Annotated in this window: 20 protein-coding genes and 4 tRNA genes; 9 read left to right on the top strand and 15 right to left on the bottom strand. The window is 60.7% G+C overall.

What is annotated here, in order from left to right; genetic code table 11:
- Positions 1-4: 4 nt before the first annotated feature.
- The 3 genes from AC1MDC_RS13300 to AC1MDC_RS13290 all read right to left on the bottom strand — a co-directional run bounded on the left by AC1MDC_RS13300 (position 5) and on the right by AC1MDC_RS13290 (position 1,439).
- Positions 5-220, bottom strand: coding sequence for a hypothetical protein (locus AC1MDC_RS13300; protein WP_007959584.1), 216 nt, complete (start codon positions 218-220; stop codon positions 5-7).
- A gap of 65 nt (positions 221-285) precedes the next feature.
- Positions 286-975 (bottom strand): energy-coupling factor ABC transporter permease, encoded by a 690-nt coding sequence (locus AC1MDC_RS13295; RefSeq protein WP_085703174.1) that lies wholly within the window; start codon positions 973-975, stop codon positions 286-288.
- Positions 972-1,439: an FAD/FMN-containing dehydrogenase gene (locus tag AC1MDC_RS13290; RefSeq protein WP_085697513.1), complete on the bottom strand. Its 468-nt coding sequence runs from the start codon at positions 1,437-1,439 to the stop codon at positions 972-974. Before AC1MDC_RS13290 ends, AC1MDC_RS13295 begins: the two co-directional genes overlap by 4 nt.
- Positions 1,440-1,569: 130 nt before the next feature.
- On the opposite strand from AC1MDC_RS13290, the gene AC1MDC_RS13285 reads away from it, so the two are divergent.
- The 5 genes from AC1MDC_RS13285 to AC1MDC_RS13265 all read left to right on the top strand — a co-directional run bounded on the left by AC1MDC_RS13285 (position 1,570) and on the right by AC1MDC_RS13265 (position 4,926).
- Complete coding sequence (locus AC1MDC_RS13285) at positions 1,570-2,196, top strand: DUF1780 domain-containing protein (protein WP_007959580.1); 627 nt, start codon at positions 1,570-1,572, stop codon at positions 2,194-2,196.
- Positions 2,193-2,720, top strand: a complete 528-nt coding sequence (locus AC1MDC_RS13280) for an MOSC domain-containing protein (protein WP_085703173.1) — start codon at positions 2,193-2,195, stop codon at positions 2,718-2,720. The genes AC1MDC_RS13285 and AC1MDC_RS13280 overlap by 4 nt, the downstream gene beginning before the upstream one ends.
- A 51-nt stretch (positions 2,721-2,771) precedes the next feature.
- The gene (locus tag AC1MDC_RS13275) at positions 2,772-2,945 is read left to right on the top strand and encodes a DUF3094 domain-containing protein (RefSeq protein ID WP_007909875.1); all 174 of its coding nucleotides are present in this window, start codon (positions 2,772-2,774) and stop codon (positions 2,943-2,945) included.
- A 63-nt stretch (positions 2,946-3,008) separates the two neighbouring features.
- Complete coding sequence (locus tag AC1MDC_RS13270) at positions 3,009-4,307, top strand: NAD(P)/FAD-dependent oxidoreductase (RefSeq protein ID WP_085697515.1); 1,299 nt, start codon at positions 3,009-3,011, stop codon at positions 4,305-4,307.
- A gap of 211 nt (positions 4,308-4,518) precedes the next feature.
- On the top strand, positions 4,519-4,926 hold the full coding sequence (locus AC1MDC_RS13265; RefSeq protein ID WP_007959573.1) for an HvfA family oxazolone/thioamide-modified RiPP metallophore: 408 nt from the start codon (positions 4,519-4,521) through the stop codon (positions 4,924-4,926).
- A gap of 72 nt (positions 4,927-4,998) precedes the next feature.
- Here the strand turns inward: AC1MDC_RS13265 and AC1MDC_RS13260 are convergent, their stop codons facing one another.
- From AC1MDC_RS13260 to rluD, 8 genes are all read right to left on the bottom strand, one after another.
- Positions 4,999-6,624 carry a methyl-accepting chemotaxis protein gene (locus AC1MDC_RS13260; RefSeq protein WP_480393113.1) on the bottom strand — a complete coding sequence of 542 codons (1,626 nt, stop codon included), beginning with the start codon at positions 6,622-6,624 and terminating at the stop codon, positions 4,999-5,001.
- Between the two features lie 159 nt (positions 6,625-6,783).
- Positions 6,784-6,860, bottom strand: a tRNA-Pro gene (locus AC1MDC_RS13255).
- Between the two features lie 97 nt (positions 6,861-6,957).
- Positions 6,958-7,033 (bottom strand) — tRNA-Lys (locus AC1MDC_RS13250).
- 5 nt (positions 7,034-7,038) lie between these two features.
- A tRNA-Pro gene (locus AC1MDC_RS13245) sits at positions 7,039-7,115 on the bottom strand.
- Positions 7,116-7,124: 9 nt separating this feature from the next.
- Positions 7,125-7,200 (bottom strand) — tRNA-Asn (locus AC1MDC_RS13240).
- Between the two features lie 298 nt (positions 7,201-7,498).
- The gene (clpB, locus tag AC1MDC_RS13235) at positions 7,499-10,063 is read right to left on the bottom strand and encodes an ATP-dependent chaperone ClpB (protein ID WP_085697517.1); all 2,565 of its coding nucleotides are present in this window, start codon (positions 10,061-10,063) and stop codon (positions 7,499-7,501) included.
- A 131-nt stretch (positions 10,064-10,194) separates the two neighbouring features.
- The gene (gene pgeF, locus AC1MDC_RS13230) at positions 10,195-10,929 is read right to left on the bottom strand and encodes a peptidoglycan editing factor PgeF (protein ID WP_085703170.1); all 735 of its coding nucleotides are present in this window, start codon (positions 10,927-10,929) and stop codon (positions 10,195-10,197) included.
- Complete coding sequence (rluD, locus tag AC1MDC_RS13225; RefSeq protein WP_011335991.1) at positions 10,926-11,888, bottom strand: 23S rRNA pseudouridine(1911/1915/1917) synthase RluD; 963 nt, start codon at positions 11,886-11,888, stop codon at positions 10,926-10,928. The genes pgeF and rluD overlap by 4 nt, the downstream gene beginning before the upstream one ends.
- 152 nt (positions 11,889-12,040) lie before the next feature.
- On the opposite strand from rluD, the gene AC1MDC_RS13220 reads away from it, so the two are divergent.
- From AC1MDC_RS13220 to AC1MDC_RS13205, 4 genes are all read left to right on the top strand, one after another.
- A complete protein-coding gene (locus AC1MDC_RS13220; RefSeq protein WP_085697519.1) occupies positions 12,041-13,057 on the top strand; it encodes an outer membrane protein assembly factor BamD in 1,017 nt (338 codons plus the stop codon).
- Between the two features lie 125 nt (positions 13,058-13,182).
- Positions 13,183-13,416: a PP0621 family protein gene (locus tag AC1MDC_RS13215; protein ID WP_085697520.1), complete on the top strand. Its 234-nt coding sequence runs from the start codon at positions 13,183-13,185 to the stop codon at positions 13,414-13,416.
- On the top strand, positions 13,406-14,995 hold the full coding sequence (locus tag AC1MDC_RS13210) for an ATP-binding protein (protein WP_085697521.1): 1,590 nt from the start codon (positions 13,406-13,408) through the stop codon (positions 14,993-14,995). The genes AC1MDC_RS13215 and AC1MDC_RS13210 overlap by 11 nt, the downstream gene beginning before the upstream one ends.
- Entirely contained in the window at positions 14,992-16,338 is a 1,347-nt protein-coding gene (locus AC1MDC_RS13205) for a sigma-54-dependent transcriptional regulator (RefSeq protein WP_085697522.1), read from the top strand. Before AC1MDC_RS13210 ends, AC1MDC_RS13205 begins: the two co-directional genes overlap by 4 nt.
- Before the next feature lie 71 nt (positions 16,339-16,409).
- On the opposite strand, the gene thiO is transcribed toward AC1MDC_RS13205, so the two are convergent.
- From thiO to AC1MDC_RS13185, 4 genes are read right to left on the bottom strand one after another with little or no spacing between them, the layout of a single operon-like run.
- The gene (gene thiO, locus AC1MDC_RS13200; protein WP_085703166.1) at positions 16,410-17,510 is read right to left on the bottom strand and encodes a glycine oxidase ThiO; all 1,101 of its coding nucleotides are present in this window, start codon (positions 17,508-17,510) and stop codon (positions 16,410-16,412) included.
- 57 nt (positions 17,511-17,567) lie between these two features.
- Complete coding sequence (locus AC1MDC_RS13195; protein WP_039771691.1) at positions 17,568-17,969, bottom strand: type IV pilin protein; 402 nt, start codon at positions 17,967-17,969, stop codon at positions 17,568-17,570.
- 15 nt (positions 17,970-17,984) lie between these two features.
- Positions 17,985-21,077: a pilus assembly protein gene (locus tag AC1MDC_RS13190; protein ID WP_480393112.1), complete on the bottom strand. Its 3,093-nt coding sequence runs from the start codon at positions 21,075-21,077 to the stop codon at positions 17,985-17,987.
- Entirely contained in the window at positions 21,064-21,543 is a 480-nt protein-coding gene (locus AC1MDC_RS13185; protein WP_085697525.1) for a pilus assembly PilX family protein, read from the bottom strand. Before AC1MDC_RS13185 ends, AC1MDC_RS13190 begins: the two co-directional genes overlap by 14 nt.
- Positions 21,544-21,548 lie beyond the last annotated feature (5 nt).

The raw sequence follows: 21,548 nt of genomic DNA, 5'->3' as shown, positions 1-21,548 counted from the left end.
CCGTTCAGGGCCGCATGAAGCCATAGTCCTGATCGTCGTCGAGGTTTTCCGCCAGAAAACGCAACTCGTCGGCCAGGTCTTCGGCGTTACGCACCGCCTTGCTCTGCTGCACCACCGCACTGAGCAAGGCGCGCAGGCTCAGGCCCGGATCGAACCCCACCTCCTGCGCCATCTCCAGACTCTGCCGGGTTTCCTGCCTCGCCCACTCGTACACGCTCATGCCGCTGCTCCTGAAGGAATTTGGCCGAGCATGAAATGCCGCGCACCGGGTGGATTTGATGTGGATCAAGACTTGGGATCGTCGTCCTTCCAGGGCGCCGAAAGGTAGCGGGTGCGGTTGAAGGTCTCCAGCCATTCCGGGCAGAACACCACCAGCGCGCTGACCACCATGCCGTTGATGAAGGCTTCGGGAAAAATCAGCAACCACAGGTAACCGATGAAGTCTTCCAGCCATTCGGGCATCGCAAACAGGCCGTCGTACCAGAGCAGCGTCAGGCTCAGCGACAGACAGAACAACGCTGACAGCGCGGCGGCGAAAAAGCCGGAACAAAAGATGTACACGAACGGATTGCGCGGCTGGGCGCGCTCGACCAGGATCGCCACGCATTCGGTAATCAACACCGGGAGCAGGATCAGCAAGGCACCGTTGACCCCGACGGCCACCAGATCCTGACGCCCCAACAGCACCAGCCCCAGCTGCGCCACCAGTGCGCCGACGATTGCCAGCGGCCAGTCCAGCAGCAGCGTCACTGCCGTCATGCCAATGAAGTGGTAAGACACGCCGGTATCGAAATCCCTGCGCACCAGCCACAGCAGAAACAACGCGAACACCGTACCGAACAGCAAATGCTGACGTCGGTTGTCACTGAACAACTCGACCCAAGGTGCGCGTGCAATCGCCCAGAGCAGCACCGGCAGGTAAATCAGCCATCCCAGCAGCAGGCTCGCAGACGACAGCAGCTCGGCGCCGATCATGGGCGAGCCTGCTCCAGTGCCTCACGCAGTTCAGCCGCCTGGGTGTATTCATGCCGGGCCAGCAAGCGTCCGTCCTTGAGTTGCAACCAGAGCACCGCGCCTTCAGCCCCGGGGTAGCGCGAGGCCACGCGACTTTCGCGATCAAGCAACACTCGATAGCTGTAGTCGCGCATGGCCGGAACGGCGAACATCTTCGCGATCAGCGCCGGCATGCGCTGGATATCGGCGACAAACACCGCATGCCGCGCTTCCAGATAGCCCTTGGGCTGATCGGCCATGGCTTGCTTGAGCAGTTTCGCGCCGTCCATGTCCCGCGCCACCAACAGCGTCGTAGTGCGGTTATCGAGAGTAAACGGCTGATCGTACTGATCCAGCAACGTCCAGGGTGCCAGTCGCTCACCGATTTCCAGCGCATGGGCCCACAACGGAACGACAGCGAACAACAACAGCCAGCGAAATTTCACATTCAGCCCCTTTCATTCGACGTTGATAAACGGAGCCATCAGTCTACACCGCCCCTACCGAGTGCCCACTGATGCACTTTGCTGCGCGAACGCTTTCTGCTTGTCGCAATTGAACGCTAAGCTTGGGCCTATGGATGACTCAGATTATTTACGCCTGCTGACCATCGCGGCCGAGCAAGCCAACGCTTTCCTGTCCAATGCCCGCAAATGGGAGCGTGAGCGTTGGGTCTGCCAGCGCCTGCTGCAAGGCTTGAACATTCCCTATCGCGCAGACGAGTTCGCGCCTGCCGGGGAACCGCCGGACGTTTTGTTTCGCGACGCCAACTTCGAGGTATTTTTCGTCCTCGACGAGGGCCGTCGGCTCAACGACGAATGGCGCGATGAGCTGCAACGTCGGCGCAGTGCGTTTTCCCTCAGCCAACTGGTGCGGCGTGAAGCCAAGCCGCGGCGGATTCCGGCCAATGAATTTCTGCTGAGACTGGCGCCGACCTTGCGCAAGAAAGCGCACAACTACAAGGAACGCGGCATGGACCTGGGCGAGCTGGACATCATTGCCTTCGCCAGCCTCAAACGCGAAGTGCTCGACCTGAACAGCCACTTTCCGCCGCCCACCGAATATTTGCGTCAGGGCTGGCGCTCGCTGTCGCTGGTCGGGCCGACATTTGCCCGGGTGCTGTTCGCCCACCCCGATGCCCCGGATTTTCTGCGCGGTAACCTAGGGCGCAGCATCGTGTTCGATGTCGGGATCAGCCTGTGACGCCACTTCAACAATTGATTGCCGATGTCCCGCAGACCGGTTGCGTGCGCTGGATTGGCGTGCGCCCCGAGTCACGGGGGCCGATGCTCGCACTCGATGCGGTGGAGGCGCGGCTTGAAGCCGGGCTCACTGGCGATCACGCTCGTCCCGGGGTGCGCAATGCGCGGCAGGTGACGCTGATTCAGTGGGAGCATCTGGCCGTGATCAGCGCCCTGATGGGCCGGTCGGCCGAACAACCGGTCACGCCTGAAGATCTGCGGCGCAATCTCGTTATAAGCGGGATCAACCTGTTCAGCCTCAAGGGGCGGCGCTTTCGCATCGGTCAGGCGATTTTCGAAACCACGGGCTGGTGCCAGCCGTGCGCGCGCCTGCAGAACAACCTCGGCCCGGGGACGTTCCAGGCCGTGCGCGGGCATGGCGGAATCACCGCGCGAGTGTTACAAAGCGGGATCATTCGCCTCGGGGACGGTGTGTCTGTCGAACCGGTTCCGGACAGTGGCTATGCTGCGTTCAATCCCGGTTGAAAACCGCTGTAGCGTGTTCTCATTCAGTAACGTCTACCTGACGAGGCCTTTATGACCAGCCGCCTGAACCCCGAAGACCAGAAGCATGTCGAAGAGTACCTGCAGTTGTCCCAACACCGTGTCGAGCGCCGGCCATTCCGGCCATGGATGCTCCTGGTGCTGGTGCTGGCAGTGACCATTGGTCTGGGCCTGTTGAGCCGATTTATCAGTTACCTGACGCTATGAGCAGCATCGCGCTCGCTCGGGTAACCGCACCGATTTCCTTTAAAAACCTTGCGAGCTATCCCCATGTCCCATCGTATTGTCATTGTCGGCGGCGGCGCCGGCGGTCTGGAGTTGGCTACCCGTCTGGGTAAGACTCTGGGCAAACGCGGCACTGCCAGCATCATGCTGGTCGACGCGAACCTCACGCACATCTGGAAACCGCTGCTGCACGAAGTGGCCGCCGGATCGCTGAACTCTTCCGAAGACGAACTCAACTATGTCGCCCAGGCCAAATGGAACCACTTCGAGTTCCAGCTGGGGCGCATGAGCGGGCTTGACCGTGAACTGAAGAAGATCCAGCTCGCTGCCACGTACGACGAAAATGGCGTGGAACTGGTACCGGCGCGGGAAGTGCCGTATGACTCGCTGGTGATTTCGGTCGGCAGCACCACCAACGATTTCGGCACCCAGGGCGCTGCGCAGCACTGCCTGTTCCTCGACACCCGCAAACAGGCCGAGCGTTTCCATCAGCAACTGCTCAATCACTATCTGCGTGCCCACGCCGGGCAGACCGATACGGTCCAGCAGATCAGCGTGGCCATCGTCGGCGCGGGCGCCACGGGCGTCGAACTGGCGGCCGAACTGCACAACGCTGCCCATGAACTGGCGGCTTATGGTCTTGACCGGATCAAACCGGAAAACATGCACATCACCCTGATCGAAGCCGGGCCGCGGGTGCTGCCAGCGTTGCCGGAGCGCATCAGCGGGCCGGTGCACAAGACTCTGGAGAAACTCGGGGTCAACGTGATGACCAACGCTTCGGTCAGCCAGGTCACTGCCGACAGCCTGATCACCGCCGATGGCAACGAGATCAAGGCGAGCCTGAAAGTCTGGGCCGCCGGGATCCGCGCACCGGGTTTCCTCAAGGACATCGACGGCCTGGAAACCAACCGCATCAATCAGCTGCAAGTGCTGCCGACACTGCAAACCACCCGTGACGAAAACATTTTCGCCTTCGGTGACTGCGCCGCCTGTCCGCAACCAGGCTCGGATCGCAACGTTCCGCCACGGGCCCAGGCTGCGCATCAACAGGCGTCGCTGTTGGCCAAATCGCTGAAACTGCGCATCGAAGGCAAGACCCTGCCGGAGTATAAGTACACCGACTACGGCTCGCTGATTTCGCTGTCGCGTTTTTCGGCTGTGGGTAACTTGATGGGCAACCTGACCGGCAGCGTAATGCTCGAAGGCTGGCTGGCGCGGATGTTTTACGTGTCGCTGTACCGCATGCACCAGATGGCGCTGTACGGGCCGTTCCGCACGGCGATGCTGATGCTGGGCAGCAAGATCGGACGCGGCACCGAGCCGCGCCTGAAGCTGCACTGATGTAAAAACACCGCGGGGGCTGACTCGCTCCCGCGGTGTTTTGTCTTTTACTGTATCTGCCCCCCGCTTTCCCCACCTTCGCTTACAAACGCACCGCTCCTCGACACAGACGCGATACACCGCCATCGCCTAATGGCCACACCCGAGCACACCTGCTCCGGCTTGATCGCCCTTAACGTGTGGTTGCGCTGTGCAACCGAAGGAGAATGCAATGTCCCGTACTTCGAAAATCGGCAAAAACTCCCTTGGCCTGGTCGGTGCCGTACTGGCCGGCGGCCTGATGCTGTCCGGCTCGGTGTTCGCTGCGCAACCGCTGGCTCAGGGCTACATGGTCGCCTCGGCCGAGACCTCGGTGAAAACCCCGGAAGGCAAATGCGGTGAAGGCAAATGCGGCGATGCGTCGATGGCCAAGACCGACACCGATGGCGACGGCAAGGTTTCGCGCGCCGAGTTCCTGAAAGTCGCGCCGAAGTCCGACTTCGACAAGATCGACACCAACCACGACGGCTTCATCGACGAGCAAGAGGCGTACAACAACGTCAAAGCCAACTTCGAAGCCAATGGCAAGAAAATGCCGAAAGGTCTGTTCGAACATCTGAAAGACCAGGACGGTGCCTGATTTTTCAAGCGCCCGACCAATCAAAGCCGCGCTTTCTCTGACGAGAAGCGCGGCTTTTTCACACCTGCATGATTACAACTGGAAGCGTCGCACCATGCCCTGCAACGCATTGGCCAGTTGCGACAGCTCATGGCTCGACGCGTTGGTTTGATCGGCGCCAGCCGCCGAACGCACCGACAGATCGCGAATGTTCACCAGATTGCGGTCCACTTCCCGCGCCACCTGCGCCTGTTCTTCAGCGGCGCTGGCGATCACCAGATTGCGCTCGTGGATTTCGTGTACCGAGGCGGTGATCGTCTGCAACGCTTGACCGGCCCGCTCGGCCAGCACCAGCGTGGTGGCAGCGCGCGAGGCACTGGCCTGCATTGACTCCAGCGCCAGGCTCGAGCCATTGCGCATGCCCTGCACCATCTGCTCGATTTCCTGGGTCGATTGCTGAGTGCGATAAGCCAGCGCCCGGACTTCGTCGGCGACCACCGCAAACCCCCGCCCGCTCTCCCCGGCCCGCGCTGCTTCGATGGCGGCGTTGAGCGCCAGCAGGTTGGTCTGTTCGGCGATCGCCCGGATCACGTCCAGCACTTTGCCGATGTCCTGAGACTGATTGGCCAGTGATTGCACCAGCTCGCCAGTGTGTTCGACTTCGCTGGCCAAGGCGTTGATGGCGCCAGCAGTTTCACTGACCCGCTCCTGACCCAACTGCGCCGATTCGCTGGACTGACGGGTGGCGTCGGAGGTCGACACCGCATTGCGGGCAACTTCCTCGACCGCCGTGGTCATCTCGTTGACGGCGGTGGCGGCCTGTTCGATTTCGTTGTTCTGCTGTTGCAACCCTTGCGTGCTGTCATGGGTGACCGCGCTCAGTTCGTCGGAAGCTGTCGCCAATTGCGTGGCCGAACCGCTGATGCCCTGCAGGGTTTCGCGCAGGTTCTGCTGCATGGTCGCCAACGCCTTAAGCAGACGGCTGACTTCATCGTTACCGTGGGTTTCGATCGGACGGGTCAGATCGCCTCTGGCGACGTGTTCAGCAGCGTCGACAGCGGAGCTCAGGGGGCGAACGATACTGCGGGTGAGCAACATGGCCAGGGCGACGGTGGCCAATGCCGCCAGAGCGATGAATAAGCTCACGATGGTGCGCGAGGTTTCGTAGTGGACGGCAGAGTTCTGGCTTTCGGCAGCGACCTGCCGGGTGAACAGGTCTGCCAGGTCATTAAGTTGTTTGCCAGAGCCGTCGACCACGGTTTTCATGTCGACCAGCAGCAACTTGGTCAGCTCATCGCGCTTGCCTTGCTCGGCCAGCGTGAACGACTGGGCGATCCCGGTGCGGTAGGCGGCGAAGGTTTTCTTGAACTGATCGTATAACTGCTGGCCTTCCGGAGTAGTCACCAGTCGGTCGTAAGCGGCGATTTTCTCGCTCAGTTCCTTGTCGCGGGTGTCCATCTGGCTGCGGTACGTGGCGATGTTGGCCGGATCCTGATCCAGCGCCATGCGCAGAGAAATGGTGCGAATGCGCAACATGATCTCGCGAATCTCGTCGCCCCCACGAATGCTCGGCAGCCACTGCGTCTCCACTGCCACTTCGCTGTCGCGGATGCTCGACATCTGCCCCAGCGCAAACACCCCGAGCAACGCCACCAGCACCGCGATCAGGGCAAAGCCCAGGGCGGCACGGGGAGCAATATTCAACTGACGAAGCAACATGACGAACGCCCTTTTTCTTGTATTGGCCGGATTCAAGGGGCGATCAATGGCAGCCCCCTTTTGTTAGCGGGCTATCGGCAAGTTGTACGATGACTTGAATGAAACATTTCCGGAGGCCAAAAAAAATCCCCGTATCTTTCGATACGAGGATTTTCAATATGGTCGGGGTAGGGGGATTCGAACTCCCGACATCCTGCTCCCAAAGCAGGCGCGCTACCGGACTGCGCTATACCCCGGTAAAAAAAAGGCGACCTTTCAAAGATCGCCTTCTTCGATCAGCGCTTTTGGCCTCTGATCTTAAGATTCGATCCCAGCGCAAACTGGTTTCAAAAATGGTGGGTCGTGTGGGATTCGAACCTACGACCAATTGGTTAAAAGCCAACTGCTCTACCAACTGAGCTAACGACCCAAAAATGGTCGGGGTAAGGGGATTCGAACTCCTGACATCCTGCTCCCAAAGCAGGCGCGCTACCGGACTGCGCTATACCCCGGTTTGAAATTGGCTCCGTGACCAGGACTCGAACCTGGGACCCAATGATTAACAGTCATTTGCTCTACCGACTGAGCTATCACGGAACAACATATTTCAATTTACAACGGTGAAACTTGCAGCTTCTCGACATCGTTTTCGCATCGCTGCGTTCGTGTGTCTGAGGCGCGCTATTCTACAACCTAGAACACCTCTGTCAACCCCCTAAATTGCTTTCAAGTTAATGATTTGCAACTTATTTCAGATTTCTGCCCAGTGAGCTGAAACCGTGTTGGTGACTGACTGCGGGGCGCACTTTACAAGCCTTTTCCTTTGAGTTCAACAGCCTGGCGAAAAAAAAGGCCTCGCAGTGCGAGGCCTTACTTACTTCACCACCGGCAGGTGTCAGTTGAACGTGATCTCGTCGTTCTCCACGACGCCGGTCGCGGTCTCCCCTGGCATGAAGCGTCCCGACAGAATCAACTGCGCCAACGGGTTCTCGATCCAGCGCTGGATCGCCCGCTTCAGCGGCCGTGCGCCATAGACCGGGTCGTAACCGACCGCAATCAGCTTGTCCATCGCTTCGGGGCTCAGCTCCAGCTTCAGCTCGCGCTCGGCCAGACGACTGCGCAGACGGCCCAGCTGGATCTCGGTAATGCCCGCGATCTGATCCCGCGCCAATGGCTCGAAGATCACCACTTCGTCGACCCGGTTGATGAACTCCGGACGGAAGTGGGTGGAAATCGCATCCATCACTGCTGCCCGTTGTGCTTCACGATCGCCGACCAGTTCCTGAATCTGCATCGAACCGAGGTTGGAGGTCATGACGATCACGGTATTGCGGAAATCCACCGTACGACCGTGACTGTCGGTCAGACGACCATCCTCCAGCACTTGCAGCAGGATGTTGAACACATCCGGGTGCGCCTTCTCGACTTCGTCCAGCAGGATCACCGAGTAAGGCTTGCGCCGTACCGCTTCGGTCAGGTAACCGCCCTCTTCATAACCGACGTAGCCCGGTGGTGCACCGATCAGCCGTGCCACGGAATGTTTCTCCATGAACTCGGACATATCGATCCGCACCATCGCCTCTTCAGTATCGAAGAGGAATTCGGCCAGCGCCTTGCACAGCTCGGTTTTACCGACACCGGTCGGGCCGAGGAACATGAACGAGCCGCTCGGGCGGTTCGGGTCGGACAACCCGGCACGGGAACGCCGCACCGCGTTGGCCACCGCAACCACCGCTTCGTCCTGGCCGATCACGCGTTGGTGCAACAGGCTTTCCATCTTCATCAGCTTGTCGCGCTCGCCTTCGAGCATTTTCGAAACGGGAATGCCGGTCCACTTCGAAACGACTTCGGCGATTTCCTCTTCGGTCACCTTGCTGCGCAGCAACTGGTTCTCGCTCTTGCCGTGCTGGTCGACCATCTGCAGGCTGCGTTCCAGATCCGGGATCACCCCGTACTGCAACTCCGCCATGCGGTTCAGGTCGCCTTTGCGGCGCGCGGCTTCCAGTTCCTGACGGGCCTGTTCGATCTTCTGCTGAATCTGTGCAGAACCTTGTACCTCGGCTTTTTCCGAGTTCCAGATTTCTTCCAGATCCGAGTACTCACGCTCGTGGCGATCGATTTCTTCCTGAAGTTTCTCCAGACGTTTCTTCGCCGCGTCGTCGCTTTCTTTCTTCAGGGCCTGGGATTCCACCTTCAGCTGAATCAGGCGCCGCTCCAGACGATCCAGCACTTCCGGCTTGGAGTCGATCTCCATGCGGATGCGGCTGGCCGCTTCGTCGATCAGGTCGATCGCCTTGTCCGGCAACTGCCGGTCCGTGATGTAGCGATGGCTGAGCCTGGCTGCAGCAATGATCGCACCGTCGGTGATCGCCACTTTGTGGTGAACCTCGTAACGCTCCTTGAGGCCACGCAGGATCGCGATGGTGTCTTCTTCGCTCGGCTCGTCCACCAGCACTTTCTGGAAGCGTCGTTCGAGGGCTGCGTCCTTCTCTATATATTGGCGGTACTCGTTGAGCGTGGTCGCGCCGACGCAATGCAGCTCGCCACGGGCCAGGGCCGGTTTGAGCATATTGCCGGCATCCATCGAGCCTTCGCCCTTGCCGGCGCCGACCATGGTGTGCAGTTCGTCGATGAACAGAATGATCTGCCCTTCCTGCTTCGACAGCTCGTTGAGCAGCGCTTTCAGGCGTTCTTCAAACTCGCCGCGATACTTGGCACCGGCAATCAGCGCCCCCATATCCAGGGACAGCAGACGCTTGCCGCGCAGACCATCCGGCACTTCGCCGTTGATGATGCGCTGGGCCAGACCTTCGGCAATCGCGGTTTTACCCACGCCAGGTTCGCCGATCAGCACCGGGTTGTTCTTGGTGCGGCGTTGCAGAACCTGAATGGTGCGGCGGATCTCGTCGTCACGGCCGATCACCGGGTCAAGCTTGCCTTCCTCGGCGCGCTTGGTCAGGTCGACGGTGTACTTGTCCAGCGCCTGACGCGACTCTTCGTGGTTGGCGTCATTGACCGCCTCGCCACCGCGCAGGTTGTTGATTGCATTCTCCAGCGCTTTTTTGCTCACGCCCTGGCCGAGCAGCAACTTGCCGAGCTTGCTGTTCTCGTCCATCGCGGCGAGCAGCACCAGCTCGCTGGAAATGAACTGGTCGCCCTTCTGCTGAGCCAGGCGATCGGCCTGGTTGAGCAGGCGCGCCAAGTCCTGCGACATGTTGACGTCGCCGGTCGGATTCTGGATTTTCGGTAATTGATCGAGCTCTTTGGTCAGCTCTTTACGCAAGCTGTTGACGTCGAAGCCCACCTGCATCAACAGGGGTTTGATCGAACCACCCTGCTGTTCCAGCATCGCTTGCATCAAATGTGTCGGCTCAATGGCCGGATGATCGTGGCCGACAGCCAGGGATTGGGCATCGGACAACGCCAACTGTAACTTGCTGGTTAAACGGTCTATACGCATGGGTCACCTTCCTTTTGAGCAGGCCGGACCTAAAAAACCATCCTGAATAAAGAAACCTGCCAGATACCGCTATAGATGCGGTCGATTCTGGAAGATTCAAGCGCCAGGGAGTTGATGCAGATCAGACAAGCTTAGCGGGCGTCGGGCGACTCGAGCCAAACGAGGGAGGCGAAGCGACCAGTGCGCGATGCACGGCGATAAGAGAAGAAGCGCGGATCGGTCACGGTACAGAAACCGCCGCCATAAACAGCAGTGACACCGCGAACCGCCAGACGCAGCCGCGCCAGCTTATAGATGTCAGCCATGAACTTGCCGGCGTTGTGGCTCGGGACAAAGGCTGTCTCGGCTTCAGGCAATTGATTGATGAAGACTTCCCGGACTTCCGGGCCGACTTCGAAGGCTTGCGGGCCGATGGCCGGGCCGAGCCAGACCAGAATGTCCTCAGCGGCAACATCCAGACTGTCCAGTGTGGCTTCCAGCACGCCAGCCGCCAAACCACGCCAGCCCGCGTGCGCCGCCGCCACGCGAGTACCGGCACGATTGCAGAAAAGCGCCGGCAGGCAATCGGCAGTCATCGCTGCACAAGCGATGCCGGGTGTTGCGGTCCAGCTGGCATCCGCCGTGGCCACCACGGACGGGTCCGCATGCGCCACGACAATCCCGTGCACTTGCTGCAACCAGGCAGGTTTTATGGAGAAGTGTTCGGTCAGGCGCCGACGGTTTTCGGCGACGGCCTCCGGGCGGTCATCGACGTGATCGCCCAAGTTGAGGCTGTCGAACGGCGCCTCGCTGACGCCGCCCTCGCGGGTGGTGACACAGGCCTTGACGCTGGCCGGCGCGGGCCAGTCCGGCGTCAGCCAGTTCATCCGACGAATGCCTCGCGATCCTGCTTGAGCAGGGTCAGCAACCACACCAGATCTTCCGGAAGCGGCGATTCCCAGCTCATGCGTTCGCCGGTGGTCGGGTGATCCAGCTCGAGGAACCGCGCGTGCAGGGCCTGACGCGGGAAGTGCTTTAGGGATTCGACCATGGTCTGGCTCGCAGCCGGCGGAATGCGGAAACGACCGCCGTACGCCGGGTCACCGACCAACGGGAAGTTGATGTGTGCCATATGTACGCGAATCTGGTGAGTACGACCGGTTTCCAGCTTCACCCGTACATGAGTGTGGGAACGGAAGCGCTCCAGCACGCGGTAGTGGCTGACGGCAGGCTTGCCGCCTTCCATCACCGCCATGCGCTGACGCTGCTGGCCGTGACGGCCGATCGGGGCATTGATCTTGCCGCCGGCGGTGACCACGCCGATCACGATGCACTCGTAGATCCGGCTGACGCTGCGGCTTTGCAGCTGGGCGACCAGTTTGGTCTGCGCCTGAATGGTCTTGGCCACCACCATCAGACCGGTGGTGTCCTTGTCCAGACGATGCACGATACCGGCGCGCGGGACATTGATGATGTCCGGCACGTGGTGCAGCAAGGCGTTGAGCAAGGTGCCATCAGCGTGACCGGCGGCAGGGTGCACCACCAGGCCGGCAGGCTTGTTGATCACCAGAATGTCGTCGTCTTCATAGACGATGTCGAGTTCGATGTCCTGAGCGACCCATTCACCCTGGGCCTCCTGCTCGGCAGTCAGCTCAAGGATGGCACCGCCATGAACGATGTCGCGCGGGCGGATGACCGCCCCGTCCACAGTCAGGCGACCTTCTTTGATCCAGGCGGAAAGGCGCGAGCGCGAGTGCTCGGCGAAGAGTTGGGCGGCGACTTGATCGAGGCGTTGGCCGCCCAATTCGGACGGCACCTCTGCGCGAAGTTCAATTTTATCGGACATGCTCGGACTGGGCGTCGGCTACAGCCTTTGGTTTCGGCTGCGCGCTTGTGGTTAAATACGGCGTCTTTTGCCCCGGGGCTTTTCAACGGGGCGCTCATCATAACAGGACGGCCCCGCCCAAGACAGCGGCCGTCATAGGGACGCAAGCCGCCATGCAAGTGAAACACCTGCTGCTGATCGCCATCCTCGCATTGACCGCTGCTTGCTCATCGAAGGAAGTCGTAGACGAAAACCTGAGTGAAGCCGAGCTGTACCAGCAGGCTCAACAGGACCTGGATAACAACAGCTACACCAGCGCCACAGCCAAGCTGAAGGCCCTGGAGTCGCGTTATCCGTTCGGTCGCTATGCCGATCAGGCGCAGTTGGAGCTGATCTACGCCAACTACAAGAACGCCGAGCCGGAAGCTGCAAAGTCCGCTGCCGAGCGTTTCATTCGTCTGCATCCGCAGCACCCGAACGTGGATTACGCCTACTACCTGAAGGGCCTGACTTCGTTCGACCAGGACGTCGGCCTGCTGGCGCGCTTCCTGCCGCTGGACATGACCAAGCGTGACCCGGGTGCCGCTCGTGACTCCTACAACGAGTTCGCCCAGCTGACCAGCCGCTACCCGAACAGCCGCTACGCGCCGGACGCCAAGCAGCGCATGATCTACCTGCGCAACCTGCTGGCCGCCTACGAAATCCATGTGGCCGACTACTACCTGACCCGTCAGGCTTATGTCGCCGCTGCCAACCGTGGTCGTTATGTAGTGGAAAACTTCCAGGAAACCCCATCGGTCGGTGACGGCCTGGCGGTGATGACCGAAGCCTATCAGCGTCTGCATCTGGACGAACTGGCGGCCACCAGCCTGGAAACCCTGAAGCTCAACTACCCGAACCATCCGAGCCTGCAGGACGGCCAGTTCGTACCTCGCGTTGCCGAAGCAGACAACCGCTCGTTCCTGAGCAAGGCCACGCTGGGCCTGATCGAATCCCGTCCGCCGCTGCCGCCGGGAGAAACCCGCGCCAACCAGGACGTGCAGAAACAGTTCCAGGATGCGAAAGACGCGATCCCGAACGAGCTCAAGCCGAAAGACGAAAACGGCGACGTGATCGAAGAGCCGGAACCGGAGTCGAGCGACAGCGATCGTTCCATCTTCAGCTACCTGACCTTCGGTCTGTTCGACTGATCACGTCGGTGATGCCAAAAAGGGAGATCTTCGGATCTCCCTTTTTATTGCGGCGTGTGATTGGGCTGTGCGCTCGTCGGGTCCTTGGCTAAACTGCCGAATCATTAGCCGAAAAGCCGCCCATCATGCTTCGTTTACTGTTCTGGATTGCCTTGATCGCCGCCGCTGTCTGGTTGTGGCGCAAATTCAATTCCCCCGCCTCGTCCGCCCGATCACCTCGCGAACAGGATGCCGCGCCGATGGTGCGTTGCGCCCATTGCGGCGTGCACCTGCCCCGCGACCGCGCGCTGAATCTTCAACAACAGTGGTATTGCAGCCAGGCTCACCTTGAGCAAGGCCCAGGCTCCAGTGAGCGCTGAGGCCGACAACGCCGACAGCAAACAGGCCCAGCGACTGCTGCGCCTCTATCATCTGTACCGTTTGAGTGTCGGCATCACCCTGGTGTTGCTGATCTCCAGCAACATGGACAACCGCCTGCTGAACTCGACCAACGACGAGTGGCTGCGCAATGGCAGCTGGTTGTACCTGGTGCTGAACATCCTGCTGGTGGTGTTCCTCGAGAACATCCGCCGCCCCGCCCAGTTGTTCGGCCTGGCACTGGTCGACATCCTGCTGCTGTGTGGCGTGTTCTATGCGGCCGGCGGCGTGGCCAGCGCGATCGGCAACCTGCTGATCGTCTCGGTGGCCATCAGCAACACCTTGCTGCGACGACGTATCGGTTTGCTGATCGCCGCCATCGCCACCCTCGGCATCGTCGGGCTCAGCTTTCTGCTGAGTTTCAGCCATCCCCTGAGCGCCAACGATTATCTCCAGGCCGGCACACTCGGCGCCCTGTGCTTCGCAGCGTCATTGCTGGTGCAAGGATTGATGCGCCGTCTGGAGGTCAGCGAGAACCTGGCCGAGCAGCGCGCCAGCGAAGTCGTTGGGCTCGAAACCCTCAACGCGCTGATCCTGCAACGCATGCGCACCGGCATTCTGGTGCTCGACGAACAGCGCCGGGTGCAACTGGCCAACCACAGCGCCAAGACCCTGCTGGGCCAGACACACCTTGAAGGCGAGTTGATCGACGAGCACTCGAGCGCATTGGTCGAGCGCCTGCAACTGTGGCTGAACAACCCGACGCTGCGCCCGCAAAGCCTGAAGATCGGCGGCAACGGTGTGGAGCTGCAACCGAGCTTCATTGCCCTGGAACAGAGTCCGAACCGCCAGACCCTGGTATTTCTCGAAGACCTCGCACAGATCGCCCAGCAGGCCCAGCAATTGAAACTCGCCGCGCTGGGCCGGCTGACCGCCGGTATCGCCCATGAAATCCGCAATCCGCTGGGGGCCATCAGTCATGCCGCGCAGCTGTTGCGGGAGTCCGAGGAACTCGACGGCGCGGATCGGCGTCTGACGCAGATCATTCAAGACCACTCCCAACGCATGAACCGAGTCATCGAAAACGTCCTGCAACTGTCCCGCCGCCAGCAGAGCGCACCGCAACGGCTGGATCTCAAGCCGTGGCTGGAGCAGTTCGTCAACGAGAGCCGCGAACAGGCCGGCGAGCGCCAGCACATTCACCTGCACATCGGTCCGGGGGACTTTCGCACGCTGATGGATCCTGGCCAGCTCACACAGATTCTCGACAATCTGTTACGCAACGGCTGGCGCCATAGCGCCCTTTTGCACGATCCGGCCGAGGTCTGGCTGACGCTGCTGATCGACCCCGAAAGCACGCTGGCCGTGCTCGAGGTGCAGGACAATGGCCCTGGCGTGCCGCTGGATCAGCAGGCTCACCTGTTCGAACCGTTTTTTACCACCAGCAGCCAGGGCACCGGCCTTGGGCTTTATCTGTCCCGTGAGCTGTGCGAAAGCAATCAAGCGCGCCTAGACTTCAAATCACGCCAAGGCGGCGGCTGCTTTCGCATCACCTTTGCTCACGGACGGAAACAAAGTTGAACACGAGCCCACGGCAAAAAATCCTCATCGTCGACGACGAGCCGGATATCCGCGAACTCCTGGAAATCACCCTGGGACGGATGAAACTCGACACCTTCAGCGCACGCAATCTCGCAGAAGCTCAGGCGCTGCTGCATCGCGAAACCTTCGCTCTGTGCCTGACCGACATGCGCCTGCCCGACGGCACCGGCCTGGAGCTGGTGCAGCACATTCAGCAACGTTATCCACAACTGCCGGTCGCGATGATCACCGCCTACGGCAGCCTGGAAACGGCGATCAACGCTCTGAAGGCCGGGGCCTTCGACTTCCTGACCAAACCGGTGGACCTGACGCGCCTGCGCGAGCTGGTCGGCTCGGCGTTGCGCATGCCGGCGCCGGGCAATGTCTGCACTTCGATCGACCGGCGGTTGCTTGGCGACTCACCGCCGATGCGCAACTTGCGCAAACAGATCGACAAACTGGCCCGCAGCCAGGCACCGGTCTATATCAGCGGCGAGTCCGGCAGCGGCAAGGAGCTGGTGGCCCGTCTGATTCATGAACAGGGCCCGCGCGCCAGCCAGCCGTTTGTGCCGGTGAACTGTGGGGCGATTCCTTCAGAGTTGATGGAAAGCGAATTTTTCGGCCATCGCAAAGGCAGTTTCAGCGGCGCAGTGGAGGATAAACCGGGGCTGTTCCAGGCGGCCCATGGCGGCACGCTGTTTCTCGATGAAGTGGCGGATCTGCCGCTGCCGATGCAGGTCAAGCTGCTGCGGGCGATCCAGGAAAAAGCCGTGCGCAGCGTCGGCGGCCAGCAGGAAACCGTGGTCGATGTGCGCATCCTCTGTGCGACGCACAAGGACCTCGACGCGGAAGTGGCTGCCGAGCGTTTTCGTCAGGACCTGTATTACCGGCTGAACGTGATCGAGTTGCGTGTACCGTCTCTGCGCGAGCGTCGCGAGGACATCGAAGCGCTGGCCGGCCATATGCTCAAGCGCCTGGCCAGTGGCACCGGGCAACCGGCGGCACGGCTCCATCCTCATGCCCTTGAAGCGCTGAAAAACTACCGTTTCCCTGGCAACGTGAGGGAACTGGAGAACGTGCTTGAGCGGGCGCACACCCTGTGTGAAAACCGCATGATCGAGGCCGAAGATCTACGTCTGATCGAAGGCAACGGCACCGCCGAAGGCGGTATTGCCGATCTCACCCAGATCGACAACCTCGAAGACTATCTTGAGAGCGTAGAGCGCAAACTGATTTTGCAGGCGCTGGAGGAAACCCGCTGGAATCGCACGGCGGCGGCGCAGCGGTTGAGTCTGTCGTTTCGGTCGATGCGCTACAGGCTCAAGAAGCTGGGCCTGGACTGAAGCCCGCTCCCACAGGTGTGGGAGCGGGTTTGCCCGCGAAGGCGATTATCAGTCGCCGGAAGAAAAACCGACTAGATCCGTCCGGCCGGTGCATACGGCGCTGGATCAATGATCGGCGCACGGCCCAGCATTACGTCGGCAAACAACTGACAGGACGCCGGCGCCAGCACCAGCCCATTGCGGTAATGCCCGCAGTTCAGCCACAGACCGTCAAACCCCGGAACCCGGCCAATGTATGGAATCCCTTCGGGTGAACCCGGTCGCAGCCCGGCCCAATGCCCCACCACTTCAGCCTCCACCAGCGCCGGCAACAACTCGACTGCCGATGCCTTTAGGCTTTCCAGCGCGTTGTCAGTCGGGGTCTTGTCGAAGCCTTCGTGCTCCAGCGTGCTGCCGATCAGAATGTGTCCGTCACGGCGCGGAATCGCGTAGCGCCCCTTGGCCAGCACCATGCTCGGCAGGAAATCCGCCGCACACTTGTAGAGAATCATCTGGCCCTTGACCGGCTCCACTGGCAGCGAAAGATTCAGAGTCTTGAGCAATTCGCCGCTCCACGCGCCCGCCGTCAACACGATCTGATCGCCAGCGATCACACCGGTGGAAGTCTGCACGCCCACCACCCGCTCGCCTTCACGGACAAACCCGCTGACTTCGCACTGCTCGTGAATCGTTACATTCGGCAGCGCCTGCAACGCCGCTTTCAAAGACTTCACCAGTCGTGGATTGCGCACGTTGGCCACATCGGCCATATAGATCGCCCGGGAAAAACCACCACCGAGCACCGGCACCGCATCATGCGCCGCCGAGATATCCACAGCCCGCAACGGGCGGTTTTCCCGCGCAGCCCACGCCAACGCTTCGGCTTCGTCATCCAGATCCAGCCAGTACAGGCCGGTGGTGTGCACTTCGGGATCGACCCCGGTATCAGCAAAAAGGCGCTCGCCCAGCTGTGGATAAAAATCCTGCGACCAGTGCGCCAGTGCGGTGACGGCCGGGCTGTAGCGCCACGGGTACAGCGGAGACACGATACCGCCGCCGGCCCAGGACGATTCCTGGCCGACGTTCGAACGATCCAGCAGCACCACGCTGCCGACCTCGGAGGCGAGGTTGTACGCAGTGAGCAGGCCAATCACCCCGCCACCGACAATCACCACTTGCTGTTGCCTGGTCATGTTTGATCCAACCGTAAAAAAGACAGTGGGCGCAAAAGGCGCCCGAAATAATGCGGCTCAGCGGCCCCAGCAATCCTTGGTGGTCAGCCCGGTGGTCGCGTTGTTCATGCTTCTGACACCGGTGTTGGTGAGGGTGAAATCCCCGCACTTGTCAGTGGCCATCGCCGTGCCGGTCTTGCGGGTCGCCGTCAGCAGGAAGGTCTGATCGGTGATCGTCGGCGTGATGGTGTAGAAATCGTTGCCGGTGCTCAACCCGGTGACACCGGTGTAGACGTTGTTCTTCGAATAGAAGCGCTCAAGGATCTGTGCCTGTTCCGACAAGTTGCTGACCACGTCGGCGCGGCGGCCCTTCTTCACATATTCGGTGAGGCTCGGATAGCCGATGGTGATGACGATACCGATGATCGCAATCACGATCATGATTTCGATCAGGGTGAAACCTCGGTTGGATCTGCGCATGCCTCGAACTCTCACTTACTGTATTTGTCGCCACATTATGCGACGGCTGCCGCCGCCGCCCTTTTCCACCAGGGTGGTGATGCCGCCACTGGAGTCGGTCTCGATCTTGCGTGTTGCACCGTTGACGATGGCGTTCAGGGTCGGGATACCGCCGGTGAACACCACGCCACTGGAGATCGTGTCGTTGCTGTCGACCACGCCATCGGCGTTGGTGTCGAGCACGGCGTAGTTGAGCATCTTACCGCTGAACGCATCGAGTTCGATCAGTTTGCCGGTACCGAAACTGGAACACGGGTCAGTGGTATCGACACTGGCCGTGGTGAACACAATACGCCCAAGCACCAGACTGGCCTGATTGATCACCCGTTCGCCGGTCAATGCGTTGTTGTACACCAGTGGCAGGTACCAGCCCTTCTCCGCCGGATAAGTCGTGTCGTTCTGGCTGGTAGTGACAAACTGCCCGGAACTGCCGGAGAACACGCCGGTAATCGCCTGAGCCTGCAAACTGCTGACCGTGATCTGGCCCGATCCGCCATCGGCATCCCACACCGAATAGAACGCCTGCAAATCCTTGTTGGTCTTGTCGGCGGTTTCGTTGAATTTACCGGTGCCGACGAAAATCTGTTTGCCGCCGAGCGAATTGTCCGCCAACAAAGGTTGCGCCGTAATCGGCTGTGTCGCCCCACCCGCCGTGGTGAACAACGGCTTGCCGGCAAACGCAACACCCCAGCTGTCACTCGACGTGGCGCTCAGATCAAACTTCCACAAGCGCCCCTTCAAGTCGCCACCATAAGCAGCCTGCACCACATTCTGCGAGTTGACCTTGAGCTTCACCGACGACAAGCCGTTGGTGGTTTCGCTGCTGTCGATCACGATCTTCCTGATCAGCGAACCATCGCGAACATCCAGCACATACAGCGCCGCCACCCCGGAGTTGCTGCCGTAACCGTTGGCAATGAACGCCGCCCAGCGACCATCGGCCAAGCGTGCCACTTCCGGACGGGCATAGGCGTAACCCAGATCATTGAAAGCGTTGGAAGTGCTGGCGGCTGCCGGCGCGCTGACCTCCCACAAGGCGCGGATCACGTTGCCCGCCGAGGCGTCGAACAGCTGAAGCCCGTAGAAAGTCTTGCCACCGGCACCCGTACCGCCTATGGCCAGGGTTTTCCAGACCGTGCCGAATTGGGCATCGAATACACCGAGCTGACCATCCACCAGAAACTTGTGGCTGACGCCGTTGACGTAGTTCGGATCGGCAATCAGACGCAACGAGGGCAATACGCTGGACGGCATGTAGGCATAGCGCCGGGTACCGTTGGCCGAGTTGATGACGCTGACAAAACCGTCGTTGGCGTTCACCACCAGGCTGGCGTTCATGTTCGCAGCCTTGGTGGTCAGATAGGTGCTGTAGGTGGTGTCGCCGGCCAGATCGGAAGCGGTTTTTTCCGTGGGCGAAGCCAGTACAAGTGGCGAGTTGATGATGTCCCCAAGCAACACACTGCGCACTTTGAGCCCGGTCTTGTTGGTGCCCTTGCTCCATTCGACCAGGTCGATACCGCTGATGCCGGTGGGCAAACCCTGACTGAGAACAGTCTGCTGGGCCGGGGAGAAGTTGCCATAGGCCAGCGTTATCGCCGTGTTGCTCAGGGAATTCCACGACTGGTAGGTCGGCGCGGTGGCGCCAGGCACGATGGCGGTATCGGTGGTCCACTGCACGGCCGAGGTATTGACCGCCCCGGCGGAGGTAAAGCCAAACGACTTGATCGTGCCGCGCCAATCCTTCGGGTCATAGGTGGTCTGGTAAAAACTGCTGCTACTGGTCAGCGTGGTGCCGCTGGTCACACCCGCACCACCGGAACCCGCCTTGGAGGTGATATCACTCAACGCCGAAGACAATGCGGCATTCAAACCGGCGCTGTCGGTCGCCTGGTAGTAGCGGCCCTGTCCGTAATCGGCGGCGTCCGAGAGCATGTCGTTGGAAGCGGTAAAACCCACGGTGTAGGTATTCATGTACTGCCGGGGAAAATCCACCGCATTCCAGCTCTTGCCCGCCGCGTCGGTTCCGGAGAAACGCATATCGATGTCGAAGGCGAACTTGGCGATATCGTCCAGATACAGCGTATCGCCCTCCCCGTCCCCGTTCAGATTGTTCCCGTCATTGTTGATGCCGTCCCAGTTCGGCAGGCGACTGCCGCCGAGCGGGTCGTTGCTCGGAAAGGTGCGGTCGTAAGTCGGCAGGCCGTCGGTGATAACCACCCCGTAGTTTTTCTGGCAGCGGTACTGGATCGGGCTGGTGTAAGTGCTCGGCGTGCTGTTGTAGTACGGCGCCATCCCGCGCATGTAGCGGGTGATTTCGTAATAGGTCTCGGCCAGAGGCGTGTTGGCCACCGCGTTCAGGCCGTTGATCGAGGAAATCAGTGCGTTGTAGTTGGTGTCAGCCTGAGCCTGGGTCACGCTGCCGCTGACCGGTGACAGGTCGCTGATGGAGCGCGCAATGAAACCACCATTGCCGGGGTTGTTGCTGGTGGCCGGGTTGAAGGTCGCCAGCCCCATGCGCAGGTTGCGGTTGCTGGTGACCAGTGCAGTGGAAACGTTGCGCGCCACGTTGATCCGGTAATCGTTGGGAATCGCCCCGGTGGTGAAGTCGCGCGTGCCGTTGCTGTTCGCCAGCCCGACCACATAGGAAATGTAATCGGCCGAATAGCGGGTGTTGCCGCTGCCTACCGGATCCGGCAATTTCAGGCAGAGTGGCGTCAGGCTGTTGTTGTAGAAGGCATAGGCGCCGCCGGAGCAGCCGGAGGTCGGCAGGCTCGACAGGAAGATCGTATCGCCGGTGATGGCAGTTGAGCTCAGGCACAGGCCGATGACCGCGTTGCACTGCCGGGCTGCCGTGCGATCCACGGTCGGATCAAAACCCGTCGCATAGATGATGCTGTTCATGCTGCCCGAGTCGTCGATCATCAACATCACGTTCGGCGGCACAGCCGCCGCGCTCAACAGCGGCGAATCGGACGGTGTAAAGGCATACGCCGGTGCAGTCAGATAAAGCCCGGTCAGCATGCCGAGCAACAGCGACAGCCATTTGAAGCGTCGCTCAGTACTTCGCATAGACACTCTCCACCACACTGCGCGAAGTGCCGGCGATGCCGACGGCCGTGACCCGGTACAAGGTCGCCGAAGTATTGCTCGGCACGTTTACCGCCGTCAGGGTCGTGCCGATGTTCTGTACTCCGTAAAACCCGCTGCCGGCGGCGATCCAGGTCACGCCCGACGTGGAGTTGAGCCCCGCCGCACTGACCACCGAGGATTCCGCCGGTGGCGCACATTGGGTGGTGCTGGCGCACACTGCCAGCGTGTAGCCGTCCAGTTGCACCGCACTTTCGCCGATGCGCAGCGCCGCCTCGGCAGTCTGGAACGATTGATTGCGCAGGCTTACGCTGCCGGCCATTTTTTCCTGCAGGTTGGCACTCTGCATCGATGACAGGCCGATCACCGTCAGGAGCAGCAGAAACACTAGGCTGACCAGCAACACCATGCCGTCCTGGGACCGTCGCCGATGGAGAGAAACGTTCATCGCTC

This window comes from Pseudomonas sp. 1, assembly GCF_056626735.1.
This window is presented reverse-complemented; position numbering and strand designations above follow the sequence as displayed.

Excerpts from the sequence above, each read along its gene's own strand:
- AC1MDC_RS13300 (WP_007959584.1), bottom strand. The coding sequence starts at position 220 with ATGAGCGTGTACGAGTGGGCGAGGCAGGAAACCCGGCAGAGTCTGGAG.
- AC1MDC_RS13295 (WP_085703174.1), bottom strand. The coding sequence starts at position 975 with ATGATCGGCGCCGAGCTGCTGTCGTCTGCGAGCCTGCTGCTGGGATGG.
- AC1MDC_RS13285 (WP_007959580.1), top strand. The coding sequence starts at position 1,570 with ATGGATGACTCAGATTATTTACGCCTGCTGACCATCGCGGCCGAGCAA.
- AC1MDC_RS13275 (WP_007909875.1), top strand. The coding sequence starts at position 2,772 with ATGACCAGCCGCCTGAACCCCGAAGACCAGAAGCATGTCGAAGAGTAC.
- AC1MDC_RS13270 (WP_085697515.1), top strand. The coding sequence starts at position 3,009 with ATGTCCCATCGTATTGTCATTGTCGGCGGCGGCGCCGGCGGTCTGGAG.
- AC1MDC_RS13265 (WP_007959573.1), top strand. The coding sequence starts at position 4,519 with ATGTCCCGTACTTCGAAAATCGGCAAAAACTCCCTTGGCCTGGTCGGT.
- AC1MDC_RS13260 (WP_480393113.1), bottom strand. The coding sequence starts at position 6,624 with ATGTTGCTTCGTCAGTTGAATATTGCTCCCCGTGCCGCCCTGGGCTTT.
- clpB (WP_085697517.1), bottom strand. The coding sequence starts at position 10,063 with ATGCGTATAGACCGTTTAACCAGCAAGTTACAGTTGGCGTTGTCCGAT.
- pgeF (WP_085703170.1), bottom strand. The coding sequence starts at position 10,929 with ATGAACTGGCTGACGCCGGACTGGCCCGCGCCGGCCAGCGTCAAGGCC.
- rluD (WP_011335991.1), bottom strand. The coding sequence starts at position 11,888 with ATGTCCGATAAAATTGAACTTCGCGCAGAGGTGCCGTCCGAATTGGGC.
- AC1MDC_RS13220 (WP_085697519.1), top strand. The coding sequence starts at position 12,041 with ATGCAAGTGAAACACCTGCTGCTGATCGCCATCCTCGCATTGACCGCT.
- AC1MDC_RS13215 (WP_085697520.1), top strand. The coding sequence starts at position 13,183 with ATGCTTCGTTTACTGTTCTGGATTGCCTTGATCGCCGCCGCTGTCTGG.
- thiO (WP_085703166.1), bottom strand. The coding sequence starts at position 17,510 with ATGACCAGGCAACAGCAAGTGGTGATTGTCGGTGGCGGGGTGATTGGC.
- AC1MDC_RS13195 (WP_039771691.1), bottom strand. The coding sequence starts at position 17,969 with ATGCGCAGATCCAACCGAGGTTTCACCCTGATCGAAATCATGATCGTG.
- AC1MDC_RS13190 (WP_480393112.1), bottom strand. The coding sequence starts at position 21,077 with ATGCGAAGTACTGAGCGACGCTTCAAATGGCTGTCGCTGTTGCTCGGC.
- AC1MDC_RS13185 (WP_085697525.1), bottom strand. The coding sequence starts at position 21,543 with ATGAACGTTTCTCTCCATCGGCGACGGTCCCAGGACGGCATGGTGTTG.